The following is a 12,835-nucleotide window of genomic DNA, read 5'->3' as shown; positions in this document are numbered from 1 at the left end:
CTTCCACGCCCCGAGGACGGTCCAGGAGGGCGCTCTGGCGTGTCTCCGTGGAGGCTCCCAGGCGCTCGGCAGGGTGGTCCCGCACAAATGCCAACGGTCCCGTACCCGGCGATCACCACCGGATACGGGACCGATCAAGCCGCTCCGCCGATCATCGTCAGCGGCGCCTCACATCTCCCTTCCCGCACGCCCGGCCATCCCCATCCCGGTCCAGCCTCAGCGGGTCGTCCTTGCCGTTCACCTTCAGGCGGCCGTAGTCGTTCCGGGACAGCCACTCGCAGCGGGCGGCCGTCGTGTTCTTCACCTCTGCCGGGAACGTCGTCGGGACGCACACGTTCGCCGTGCCGTAGTGGCGGTCGCAGCCGGAGATCGTCGGGCTGACCTTCTTGGATCTGGTCTTCTTCCCCGGGCCCGTGACCTTGCCCTTCGGCGCGTCCGCGAAGTCGTGGACGTGGGCCGAGGGGGCCTCTCCGGACGCCTGCGCCAGTGCGGACGGGCCCTGGAGGTGCACCCATTCCGCGACCGACGGGACGCCGTTCGCGTCGACCGCGAAGAGCATGTACCAGCCCGGCGGCGCCAGGTTCGGGTTGCTCGTCACGTTCAGGTCCACGTTGTTGCCGTCGACGGAGAGCGGGAGGTCCACGAAGCGCTGGTTCGGGTCCGAGGAGTGGGTGACGGCGGCGGGGCGGATGAGTTCCGCCTTCGCGATCGGGCGGTCGACCGTGATGCGTTGGGTGTCACCGTAGACCCACTGCTTGTCGATCACCGACGTGATCTTCGGCCGCGCGCCCTTCAACAGGTACGGCGGGGTGTAGATCGACACGTCGTGGTTCCAGGTGCCGTTGCCCGGGTTGTCGCCCGTGGTCATGACACGGCCGTCGGGGAGCAGGAACGCCGAGGAGTGGTAGCCGCGCTCCTCCGGATCCGTCGCCACCTGGTCGAACGTGTTGGTCGCCGGGTCGTAGATCGACGTCTCGTAGACCGGGTCGGCGCGGTTGTGCAGGGCGCCGCCCGTCTCCAGGACCTTGCCGTCGGGCAGCAGCACCGCGGAGACGTACATCTTGCCCTGGTCGCCGGTCTGGGCGACCTTGCCGTTGCCGAGGTCCACCGTGCCCTGCGGGATCGGCGGGCCGGCGACGTACGCCGGGTTCGCGGCCTTGAGGTCGATGATGTCCGTCAGGCGGTTGGCGACCGGGTTGGACTCGATGTTGCCGCCGCCGAGCGTCAGGACCTTCTGGTCCTGGGCGGGAGGCAGCAGCACGCTCGCGGACTGGTCGCGTTCGTCCTTCCTCTGCAGACCCGGGACCTGCGTGACCGTGTTGGCGCCGTAGTCGTAGATCGCCGAACCCGTGCCCGGGATGTTGTTGCCGAAGACATGGCTGCCCGAGTAGAAGAGGCGGCCGTCCTGCATGAGGATCATCGACGGGTACAGGCCCCAGTACGACCAGGTCTGGTTGACCTTCCAGAGTTCGAGCCACTTCTGCTCGGCGTCCGACCACAGTTCGGCGGTCACCGAACCGGTTGAGTCCTCCTTCAGGCCGCCGAACGAGATGACGTCACCGTTGCCGAGGATCGTCGCCGACGGGTACCAGTGGCCGTCGTTCATGTCGTTGGTCTTGCTGTACGTCTCCGTCACCGGGTCGAAGATGTACGAGTCCTTGTAGCCCTGGTAGCCGATCGTGCCGTCCGCCGACGGATAGCCCTTGTTGCCGCTCATCACCAGGACCCGGCCGTCGTCGAGCTGGACGTGGCCCGCGCAGAACATGTCGTCCGGGGTCGGGATCTGCTTGTACGTGCCGTTCTTCGGGTCGTACACCGCCGAGGTGAAGGTGCCCGCCTCGAACATCTCCTCGCTGTTGCCGGAGCCGGCGATCAGCAGCACCTTGCCGTTGTTGAGGACGACGGAGTGCATGGAGCGGACGGGGTTCTGCGTGGGCAGCACGTCCCAGCGGCCGTTCAGGCACTCGTCCGGCGTGCCCGTGCACTGCGGCTCGGGGACGGGGTCGGCGACCACGTCCATCGTGTAGTCGTCCGTGGTGACGGAGCCCGTGCCGTAGACGGAGACACCCCAGGCGATGCGGTCCGTGGCGGCCGGCACGGCGGGCGTACGGACCGTGGCCTCGGTCCAGCTTCCCGCCATCTCCAGCGTCTTGAGGTCGGTCCAGTACTGCCAGCCGGCCGTGGTGTCGTGCCGGAAGAGCGTGATGGACGTGTCCGGCGTCGTCGACTTGTACCAGAGAGCCAGGTCGTACTGCTTGCCCACCGTGACCGGGGGCGCGCAGGCCGCCGACTCGGTGATCAGAGCCTTGCGGTCGCCCTCCACCCGGCGGGTCAGCTCGACCTTCATGGCCTTGGCGCCCGAGTGGGCGTCCGAGGTCGTGGTGAACGTGAAGTCGTTGTCGCCCCAGCCCGACTTCTTCCAGCAGTACGGCATGTCGTCCGTACCGGCCGTCTCGAAGCCGGGGTTCTGGATGAGGTTGGCGGCGGACGCGGGCTGGGGTGAGATCAGAAGGAGGCCGGAGGCGAGGGCTCCGACCGCCAGCAGGGCGGTTCTGCGTCTGGGTCTGGGGATGGATCTCGGGGTGGATCTCGGTCTGGATCTCATCCAGCCGGTCAAGCGGCTCCTCAGGTGGTTCTTCACGCGGCTCTCCTTGCCGACTGCTCGGACTCCGCAGGCTCCCCGGTCCGATCGGTCGCATCGGTCGCACCGGACCGACCGGACCGTTCAGCCTGCTTCTCGGCCCGCCTCCGCCCGCCGCGCTCCCCGCGGCGGGACTTCTTGCGGGGCAGATAGACGAGCGCCTCGGTCCCCACGAAACGCAGGACGAACGTCGTCACCAGGGCGAGTGCGGTGGCGGGCAGCGCGCCCATCCCGAACTTGCCCACGAACAGGGCGATCAGCGGGATACGCAGCACCAGGTCGGCGTTGGCGAGCAACGCGAACCGGCCGATGCGGTCCCACCCCTTGCGGTACCGGCGCCGCTCGCGGAAGCAGAGATGCTCGATGAGGAAGAAGTTCCAGAGCACCCCGAGCTGGTTGGCGAGGATCTCGGCGGGGACGTAGTGCATCCCGGCCGCGGTGAGGGCGTACAGGCCCGCGAGGTTCGGCAGGAAGCCGGTGACGCCGATCAGCCCGAAGACCGTCATGCGGGCCAGCGGCGACGCGGTGCGCAGTCCGACGAGGTGGCGCAGGAACTTGAGGCCCTCCTGCGCGGTCGACTTGGACTCGCCGGCGTACCGGTCCTGGAAGACGAAGGGCACCTCCGTGACCTGCCGGGGGCGGCTGCGGACGGCCAGTTCGAGGAGGATCTTGTAGCCGAGCGGCTGGAGGATCTCGGCGGTGACCGCGCTGCGGCGGATCGCGAAGAAGCCGCTCATCGGGTCGCTGATGCCGTGCAGCCGGCGCGGGAAGAGGGACTTGGTGAGCCAGGTCGCCCCGCGGGAGACGGCGACCCGGTAGCTGCCCGCGAGTCCGGCGCGGCTGCCGCCCTTGATGTAGCGGGAGGCGACCACGAGACCCGCCGACGACCGCTCCCCGGTCGCCACGAGCTCCGGTACGAGGGACGGCGGGTGCTGCAGATCGCCGTCCATGACGACGATCCAGTCGGAGGTGGCCGCTTTGATCCCCTCGACCACCGCGCCACCGAGGCCGCCGACGGGATCGTCGCGGTGCAGCACGGTCACCGGGAACGGGCAGTCCTGCGCGGCGGCGTCGATGACCTCCGGGGTGTCGTCGGTGGAGTCGTCCACGAAGACGACCTCGCAGGGCAGCCGCCCGGGGACCGTCTCGGTGATCTGGTGCAGCAACTCCCGTACGTTGGCGGACTCGTTGAAGGTCGGTACGACGATGGTGACGGCCCCGGGCTCGGGGATCTCGGCCCCCCGCACGGCGGGATCGCCGAGTTCCCCGGGCACGGTCGACTCATAGCTTCCGCTGCTCATCGGTCGCCTCCAGCGGCCTCGGTCTCGCGGATGCGGTCGCCGTCGTCGGTGGCCTCGGTGCCATCCGTACGGTCGCCGCCGGTGTCGATCCTGCGGATCTCGATCCGGTCCTCGCCGGTGCCGAAGGTGGCCACCGGGGTGGAGTTCTCCATCGCGCCCTTGACGTTGGGCAGGTCGACCGCGTCGCGCCGTACCGTCGGGGACGCGACCACGTAGTCCAGGTCGCGCCAGCCGCGTGGCATCGTCTTCGTCACCGCCGGGTCGAGGTCGGCCTTGTAGAACCAGATGACGCCGAGGCCCGGCTCGTAGCCCTCGTGGACGAGGTCGAGCCAGAGCGCGTCGTCGACGAGGACCCGGGTGTCCGCGGGGTCGTCGACCTCCGTGCCGAGCCACTCGGCGGCCTGCCGGTAGGGTGCGTTGGCGTCGAAGGTCATCGCGGTGTGGTTGCCGTCGTACCAGCGCGGGACGACGTACGCGGCCGCGGCGGCGGCCAGGGCGAGCGCGAGGACGTGCCGCGCCCAGGTCACGGGCCTCCTCTCCGTCGCACTGCGCCATCGGCGCAGGACGCCGTGCGCGACGCTCGCGGTGCCGCCCGCGAGGACGAGCGCGAGGAACGGCAGCGCCTGGAGGACGTACATGGCGGGGAGGTAGCCGGGGCGCAGCGCCATGCCGGCGAGGATCGCGACGGCGAGCGCGGGACCGGCGAGGGCCCGCGCGGTCACCGACCAGCGCCAGGTGACCAGCAGGAGCAGGGCGCCCGCGAGTCCGCCGAGCGGCAGCACGCGGTCGTAGTACAGCCACGACTGCAGGACGCCGTACGAGCCCGTGCCCTCGCTGAGGATGAAGCCGGAGCCGGGGCGGCTCATCTGGTAGACGATGCCGTCCCAGAGGGACACATGGCCGTCTCCGGGCAGCAACTCGCCCTTGAGCAGGGCGAACAGCGGGTACGAGATGCCGATCAGGGTGCAGGCGGTGACGGCGCCGGTGATGGCGAACTTGCGGGTGTCCCGGTGGCTGTGCCGCCACATGGTGAGCAGCACGGCCGGCAGGACGAGGAGCATCGTCTCCTTGGTGAGCACGGCCGCGGCGGCGGCGATGCCGGCGCCGAAGTGGTGCCAGAGGTGACGGCTGGGCGAGGCGGCGAGGCAGAACGCCAGCAGCGTCCACATCACCGCGATGTTGTCGAGGAAGATCTCCCGCTGGAGCACCACCGACAGCGGGGAGAGCCCGAAGAGGGCCATGCCGAGGCCGGCGGCCCAGCGGGGCAGCGAGAGACGGCGGCCGAGGACGTAGACGAGGACGGCGCTGACCGCGCTGATCAGCAGCATGACCACGCGCATCGAGCCGACGGTCATCGACTCGGGGGCGAGCTGGGCGGGGATCCAGGTCAGGACGGCGAGCTGGATCCAGCCGAGGGGCGGGTGGTCGTACCAGTAGGTGTAGTGGGCGAGGCCCCTGCTCTCCTGGACGGCCCAGGCCTGGGCGAGGTAGGTGCCCTCGTCGTCGCTGAGGGTCGGGTAGTCGGCGATGTTCCAGCCCTGCACGATCATGATCGCGACGAGGAGGAGACCGCAGAGGATCAGGTCGAGGCGCGAGTCCCGCAGGCGGTCCGGCGGTGCCTGGGGCGTGGGCGAAGTGGAAGAGGAATCGTTTGTTCGACCTGTCGAACCGGCTGTGGGCGCAGCTGTCCGCTGCGCGGGGACCTTGACTTCCGTCTTGGCCGCCGCGGGAAGTGTGGAGGTCACGCAGGAACGTCCTCTCGGGTCACGTTCGCGAGATGTGCGCCGACGTGACTGGTCAACTCCCAGTCGTTGCGGCCTCGTTGCTCGCGCCACACCGCGCGTACGGCGGCGAAGGCGAGGAGCACCTGGTAGAAGGGGCCGCCCACGATGAGCTTGACGTAGTGGACGAACCGGACGCGCAGTCCGTACTGCTTGCCGAAGTCGTGCAGTCCGACGACCTCGAACACGAAGGTGACCAGGGCGGTCACGGCCGGCAGGAAGGTGATGAAGGCGACGCCCACGGGGACGTCGAGGAAGAGCGCGATGCCCACGTTGAGGGGAATGATCACCCCGGAGACGGCCTGGAGATAGGGCGTCATCAGCGTGTAGCGGGCGAGCAACCGCTGCTGGAAGGAGGGCAGTTGGCGCCAGTCGCGCTTCCGGTAGACCTGGAGGAAGCCCTGGTTCCAGCGGGTGCGCTGCTTCATCAGGGACATCAGGCTGCCGGGGGTCTCCTCCCGGGTCACCATGTCGGAGTCGTAGGCGACGACGACCTTCTTGCCCACGCTGGAGAGCCGGACGCCCAGGTCGCAGTCCTCGGCGAGGCAGTTGGGGTCCCAGCCGTCGGCCGCGCGCAGCACGTCGGTACGGACGAAGACCGTGTTGCCGCCGAGCGGGATGAACCCTTTCTGCGCGTGCAGATGGAGGCGGGACCGGAACCAGAAGAAGTACTCCAGGCAGTTGCGCAGGCTGTACCAGCTGGAGTTGTAGTTGATGAGCTGCACGCCGCCCTGCACGACGTCCGCGCCGGTGGTGCGGAAGGCATGGTCGACGTGGGACAGCAGCTCCGGATGGACCTGGTCCTCGGCGTCGAAGACCCCGACGACATCGCCGCGGCAGTGCGGCAGCGCCGTGTTCATGGCCTTCGGCTTGTTCTTCTTCTCGTGGTGGTCGACCACCACGCGGACGCGCGGGTCGCGCCCCTCGGCCGCCCGGGCCACCGCGGTGGTCTCCGGGTCGTCGTGCCCGACGATCACGATGATCTCGAAGTCGTCGTGGCTGGATTCGAGCAGTCGTTGGATGGTGTGGTCCAGCACGGCCTGTTCATGGCGTGCCGGCAGCAGCAGTGAGAACGACACATGTTCGTCGCCGTCGGGTCTGCTGAACCGGGTGGAGGCGAGCACTTCGGGCGTTCGCCACGCGTGCATCTGCCACCACAGGGTGAAGGCCGCCATCCAGAACAGGACCAGCGAGACGACGGCAATGAAGACGGACGTCAGCAAGAAAGATCCCCCCAGATCCCCAATACCCCCTACGCGACAGCGAGTTACTCCTGCCGCGGAACTGTGCTGAGCCTAGGGGGAAACTGTGAAGCCCGGGGACCCTTCCGATAAAAACCGTGTTTCCGTTCGGTGGAACATCTAATCGGAAGTGTCCGCACACCGGCCCGTTTCCAGGTAGTTGTTCGATCTTGTCCCGGTCCCGGACCGGCGAGTTTCAGCCGGTAGCGCCCGTCGCGGGCGATCCGAGGGCTGTGCGCAACCTGTCGACATCTGTCGTGGGAGCGTCACATGTGAAGTTACGGCAGACATACGCGGTCGGTTCACCGCCGACGTAGGGACGGTCGGCCAGCAACGGCAGCTCGTCACTGTCCGTGGTCCCCACGGCCACCACCGCGCCCGGCGCGGTCCCCAGCAACGCCGCCCGGTGCAGCTCCTTGGTCCCCGGATGCCCCTCCGGTCCGACGACCGCCACCTCACGCGGCCCGTCGAGCAGGGCCTCCGCCGTGGCCAGCCCCCACCCGATGAACCGCGGCGCCCTCGGCCCCAGGGCCTTCACCACACCCAACGCCCGTTCGGCAGCGGTCCGATGAGGCGCGGAACCGGTGTGCGCGGCATAGCTCAGCAGCGCGCCCGCCGCCGCGCTCCACCCCGACGGCGTGGCGTTGTCCGTCGGATCCTGCGGCCGCCGGATCAGCTTCTCCGCGTCGGCGGCGGTGTCGAAGAGCGCCCCGGACTCCTCGTCGACGAACCGGGCGAGCACATGGTCGAGCAGGAACCCGGCGAACTCCAGCCACACCCCCTCCCCCGTGACCGACGCCAGCGCCAGGAACCCCTCGGCGACGTCCGCGTAGTCCTCCAGCACCCCCGCGTTCGCCCCGACCTGCCCGTCCTTGCTGGTCCGCGCCAGCCGCGCCCGCTCGTCCAGATGCAGGCGTACGAGGAGGTCCGCGGCGGCGATGGCGGCGTCCACCAGGTCGGGGCGGTCGAAGTAGGCGCCGGTCTCGGCGAGCGCGGCGACGGCGAGGCCGTTCCAGGCGGCCACCACCTTGTCGTCGCGGCCGGGGGCGGGCCGGTGCGCACGCGCGGCGTTCAGCCGATCCCTGACCGACTCGATCCGTTCGGCGTCGAACACGCCCTCGTGCTGCGGTAGTTGAAGAACAGACGCCCCTTCCTCGAACGTCCCCTCCTCCGTGACCCCGAAGTAGTGCGCGGCGAGGGCCGCGTCCTCCTCGCCGAGCACCTCGGTCAGCTGCTCGGGGGTCCAGACGTAGTACGCCCCCTCGACATGCCTGCCGGAACCGGTCCCGTCGTCGCTGTCGGCGTCCAGCGCCGAGGCGAACCCGCCCTCGTTCGTGCGCAGCTCGCGGACCATGAAGTCGGCCGTCTCCAGGGCGACGCGCCGGGCGAGCTCGGAACCGGTGGCCCGCCAGAGGTGGGCGTACACCCGGCACAGCAGGGCGTTGTCGTACAGCATCTTCTCGAAGTGCGGCACCACCCACTCACGGTCGACGGAGTACCGGGCGAAGCCGCCGCCGAGCTGGTCGTAGATGCCGCCGCGGGCCATGCGCTCGCAGGTGTCCGCCGCCATCTGCAGCGCGCCCTCGGAGCCGGTGCGCGCGGCGTGCCGCAGCAGGAACTCGATCACCATCGAGGGCGGGAACTTGGGCGCCCGGCCGAAGCCGCCCCGGGCCGCGTCGTACTCCCGGGTGAGCCCCAGCAGCGCCTGGGCGAGCTCGTCCTCCCCGGGCACGTCGACCGCGGCGAACTTCAGCTCCCGGCCCGCCAGGTCCCGCACGATCTTCCCGGCGACCTCGGTGACCTCGTCCCGCCGGTCCGCCCAGGCGGCCCGCACCCCTTCCAGGACCTGCCGGAAGGAGGGCATGCCGTGGCGGGGGGCGGGCGGGAAGTAGGTACCGAAGTAGAAGGGCTCCTCCTCCGGCGTCAGGAACACGGTCATGGGCCAGCCGCCCTGCCCGGTCGCCGCCTGTACGGCCTCCATGTACACCGCGTCGACGTCCGGCCGCTCCTCCCGGTCGACCTTGACGTTCACGAAGTGCGCGTTGAGGTACTCGGCGGTCTCCCGGTCCTCGAAGGACTCGTGCGCCATCACATGGCACCAGTGGCAGCTCGAGTACCCGACGCTGAGCAGCACCGGCACACCCCGCCTGCGCGCCTCCTCGAACGCCTCGGCCGACCACGGCCACCAGTCGACCGGGTTGTCGGCGTGCTGGAGGAGGTAGGGAGAGGTCTCGTGGGCCAGTCGATTCGCCATGGGCACCATCATTCCCCAGTACCCGTGAATCGCAGTTCAGCACGGACCCGCGCCCCGTCAGGGGCGCGGGTCCGTGTCGATGTGCGGCTCCGCCGCGTGGGCGCGAGCAACCACGCCCCACTCGCACCCGGCCGACCACCCGACCTCCTATGGCGAAACCCCGCCCCTGACCCCCGCCCACGATCACGCCCTCTCGCCTAGCCGGACTACTCCCCGCACACTGGCCGGAGGCAACCGTTTCGGCGAAGGGGGAAGCGTGATGCGGGACAGCCACCGGGGGGAGGCCGAACGGCTGTTGGTCCGGGCGGTCGAGGAGGAGGTCCGCAGATCGGGCGGCCGTACCGACGGAGTGGTCCTGCTCGGCCGCGCCCGCGCCTCCCTGGACTCGATGGCGCAGAACGCGGCCGAGGAGTACGAGACGTACACCCGCGCCCTGGACGAGTCCGAGGCGGTGCGTCCCACCTTCCGCCAGCGCTACGCGAAGGAGGGTTCCGGCACTCCCCTGCTGGTCGCGGCCGTCGCCGCCGGCACGGCGGTCGTCGCCGACCTCTCCTTCGGCGTCGCCCCCGGCACCGCCGTGAGCACCGGCGTGATCGTCGGCGTCGCGAGCGCCGTGGCCACGGTCCTGAAGGTCACCGCCTCCCACCTCCCCGCCGCCCACCACCACGCGGGCACCCTGAGCCAGCCCGGCGGCCCCGAGCAGCTGCGACTGCAGTGGCTGACGGCACTGGAGGTGCGCGGGATACGCCCGTTCCTGGACCAGCAGCGCGTCCTCGCCGCGTCCACGGCGACGGCGAAGAAGAAGGCACCCCAACTGCGGGGCGCCGACAAGAGCGCGGCCGCCCGGCGGCGCAACGTGCTGGAGCAGTCGTTCGCCCAACTCCCCGAGGCCGACGACCGGTTCGCGGGCCGACGGGCGGAGATGGGGAAGATCCGCCAGTGGGTGCAGGCGGCCCGCGCGGAGACCGAGACCCGGCCGACCGTCGTCGTGCTGCACGGCGCGTCCGGCTCCGGCCGCACCGCCCTCGCCGTCCGCGCCACCCACGAGCTGCGGGACTACTTCCGGGGCGCCTGTGTGGTCGATCTGCGCGCCGACAGCCCCCAGGAGCCGCCGCTGTCGACCCGGGACGCGCTGATGCATCTGCTGAATCGTCTCGGCGCGCCCCGCGACCAGCTGCTCTTCCGTGAGCGGACCTCCCAGGACCAGCAGGTCAAACGGCTCAGCGAGCTGTACCACCAGCATCTGACCACCGTGCCGGTGACCATCGTCCTGGACGACGCCTCCGACCCCGAGCAGGTCCGCGCCCTCGTCCCCGAGCGTTCCGACAGCCTCGTGCTGGTCACCGCCCGCTCCCCGCTCGCCCTGCCCGCCGACCTGCCCGCCTGGGTCCACCAGCTCCCCGTCGAGGCGCTCGACGCCGACGGCACGCACGAACTGCTGAGCACGGCGGCCCAGGACGGCGCGGCGCTGTCGGCGGGAGCCGTCGCGGGCGCGGGCGCGGGCGCCGCCGCGGGGCCGTCCTCGGGGGCGCGCGCCGGCTCGTACGACACGGAGTCCGTCGCCCGGATCCGGCACCTGTGCGGCGGTCTGCCGCTCGCCCTGCGCATCGCCGGCTCGTCCCTGGGCCCGCGCACGCCCGGCCAACTGGCCACGGACCTGGGCGCGTACGGCCCGGTGGAGCCGATCGAGCGGGCCCTCTGGCTGCGCTACACCGACCAGTCGGAGCCCTCCCGCAAGCTGCTGCGCCGCCTGGCGCTGGCGGGACGGGCGTCGCTGGGTGCGGCGGCGGCCGCCTCACTGCTCGCCACCGACGAGACGGAGGCGACCCGTCACCTCACGGCGCTCGCCCGCGCGGGCCTGATCGACCACGTGCACGGCAACCGCTACCGCCTGCACGACCTGGTCCGTGCCTTCGCCCACGCCCGCCTCCTCGACGAGGAGGAGCCGAGCGAGCGCACGGCCGCGCAGGAACGCCTCATCGTCACCTACGCGGATCTGGCCGACTCCGTCCTGCGCCTGGTCGACGGGAACATGTCGACCCGCTCGGACCGCTTCGGCCAGCACGGCTTCGTGTCGCTGGAGGAGGCGCTGCGCTGGCTGGACGACGAGACGAGCTTCATCACCTCCACGCTCCGGCACGCGGAGGGCGTGAACGAGGCGGCCGTGCTCAGTCTGCTGGGCGCCCTGTGCGACTACTGCCTGCTGCGCGGCGACCTCTACCGCCTGGGCGAGCTCAACGAGCTGGCCCAGTCGGTGGGCCAGGGCCTGCTGACCCGCTCCGTGCAGTGGCGCACGGGTATCGCGGCCCGTCAGCTGGGCGAGCTGGACAAGTCACGGACGACGCTGGCGTCGGTGGTCAACCTGTACATGGAGACCAACCACGACGCGGGCGCCGCGCGTGCCCTGTGTTCCCTGGGCATCACCCTGCATCACCAGGGCAATCTGACGGAGGCGGCGGAGAAGCTGCTGGAGGCCCTGCAGATGCAGTCGGTCCCCGAGCTGGCCGCGGACCGCGCGTGGACGATGCACGCCCTCGCGGCCGTGGAACGCGACCGCTCCCATCTGGCGGACTCCCTGGACCTGTTGACCCGGGCGCTGGTCCTGCACCGCCAGCAGGAGTCCCTGCACGGTGAGGGCTGGGCCTACTACCAGCTGGGCCAACTGCTGCTGCGCATGGGCGAGGTACCGCGCGCGGAGACCGAACTGCGCACGGCGCTCGACCTGTTCGGCCGCACCCGTGACTCCCGGGGCGAGGCCTGGTCGATGACGCAGCTGGCCCGCGCCCGACTCGTGGCCGGGGACCCCTCCGCCGCCGTCGACGGTCTGCGCCAGGCCGTCTCGCGCCACCGCGACAACGAGGACGCGCGCGGCGAGGCCTGGTCCGGCTACTACCTGGGGCAGGCCCTGGAGGAGACCGGCAACCTCGACCAGGCGGTCCGCGAGCTGGAGCGCTCCCGGACGATGTTCTCCCGGATGCGGGACGTGTACGGCCTGGCCTGTGCCCGTCACCACTCCGCCCGCGTCACCCGCGACCAGCGCGCCGTGCAGACCGGCTCGCTGCGCAACTCCGGCTTCGCCCGTCAGCTCCTGGTCGACGCGCGCGCGGACTTCCAGCGCATCGGCGTCGCCCACGGGGAGGCGTGGACCTGCCTGGAACTGGCGGTCGTGGACGCGGGCAACACCCGCACCCCGCAGGCTCTGGCCCTGTGCGAGGAGGCCACCCGTCTCTTCGCCTCCTACGGCGACCGCCGGGGCGAGGACTGGGCCCGCTTCCTCAAGTGCACCCTGCTGCCCTACGCAGCTCCGGGCGGGGTGGAGATCGGCACGGCCGTCGCCCAGGAGGACCTGGCCCATCTCTCCCGCACGGACCATCCCCTGCGTGACGAGAAACTCACCGAGTACATCGAGGCCTACCAGCTCCTCCTGGAGCGGGGCGTCAACCTGGAGAGCGGCTGGCGGGCCTGGACCCTCGGCATGGTGCCGAACCGCCATGCGCGCGAGGTGATGGGGGTGCCGGTGTCGGGCGGGCACGGATGAGGGCGGCTCCTGCCGGCCCGGCGTGAGCGAAGACCCGCCGCCCCCGTGGCCCCGCGACGACAGGGCGTGACCGTGCGGC

General features: G+C 70.8%; 6 protein-coding genes. 1 reads left to right on the top strand and 5 read right to left on the bottom strand.

Annotated elements, in window-relative coordinates; genetic code table 11:
* Nucleotides 1–157: 157 nt before the first annotated feature.
* The 5 genes from GWK25_RS05520 to GWK25_RS05500 all read right to left on the bottom strand — a co-directional run bounded on the left by GWK25_RS05520 (nt 158) and on the right by GWK25_RS05500 (nt 9,218).
* The gene (locus GWK25_RS05520) at nt 158–2,605 is read right to left on the bottom strand and encodes a galactose oxidase-like domain-containing protein (protein WP_251828728.1); all 2,448 of its coding nucleotides are present in this window, start codon (nt 2,603–2,605) and stop codon (nt 158–160) included.
* A gap of 32 nt (nt 2,606–2,637) precedes the next feature.
* Nucleotides 2,638–3,942, bottom strand: a complete 1,305-nt coding sequence (locus GWK25_RS05515) for a glycosyltransferase family 2 protein (protein WP_251828727.1) — start codon at nt 3,940–3,942, stop codon at nt 2,638–2,640.
* On the bottom strand, nt 3,939–5,687 hold the full coding sequence (locus tag GWK25_RS05510) for a glycosyltransferase family 39 protein (RefSeq protein WP_215448740.1): 1,749 nt from the start codon (nt 5,685–5,687) through the stop codon (nt 3,939–3,941). The genes GWK25_RS05515 and GWK25_RS05510 overlap by 4 nt, the downstream gene beginning before the upstream one ends.
* Nucleotides 5,684–6,946 carry a glycosyltransferase gene (locus GWK25_RS05505; protein ID WP_215448739.1) on the bottom strand — a complete coding sequence of 421 codons (1,263 nt, stop codon included), beginning with the start codon at nt 6,944–6,946 and terminating at the stop codon, nt 5,684–5,686. Before GWK25_RS05505 ends, GWK25_RS05510 begins: the two co-directional genes overlap by 4 nt.
* A gap of 214 nt (nt 6,947–7,160) precedes the next feature.
* On the bottom strand, nt 7,161–9,218 hold the full coding sequence (locus GWK25_RS05500) for a thioredoxin domain-containing protein (protein WP_215448738.1): 2,058 nt from the start codon (nt 9,216–9,218) through the stop codon (nt 7,161–7,163).
* A gap of 259 nt (nt 9,219–9,477) precedes the next feature.
* On the opposite strand from GWK25_RS05500, the gene GWK25_RS05495 reads away from it, so the two are divergent.
* Nucleotides 9,478–12,756 carry a tetratricopeptide repeat protein gene (locus tag GWK25_RS05495; protein ID WP_215448737.1) on the top strand — a complete coding sequence of 1,093 codons (3,279 nt, stop codon included), beginning with the start codon at nt 9,478–9,480 and terminating at the stop codon, nt 12,754–12,756.
* The last annotated feature ends 79 nt before the right edge of the window (nt 12,757–12,835 follow it).

Origin of the sequence: Streptomyces sp. ATCC 21386 (assembly GCF_018728545.1) — a bacterium.
GTDB lineage: Bacteria > Actinomycetota > Actinomycetes > Streptomycetales > Streptomycetaceae > Streptomyces.
Note: the sequence above shows the minus strand (reverse complement) of the source record. Positions and strands in the feature narration are given on the sequence as shown.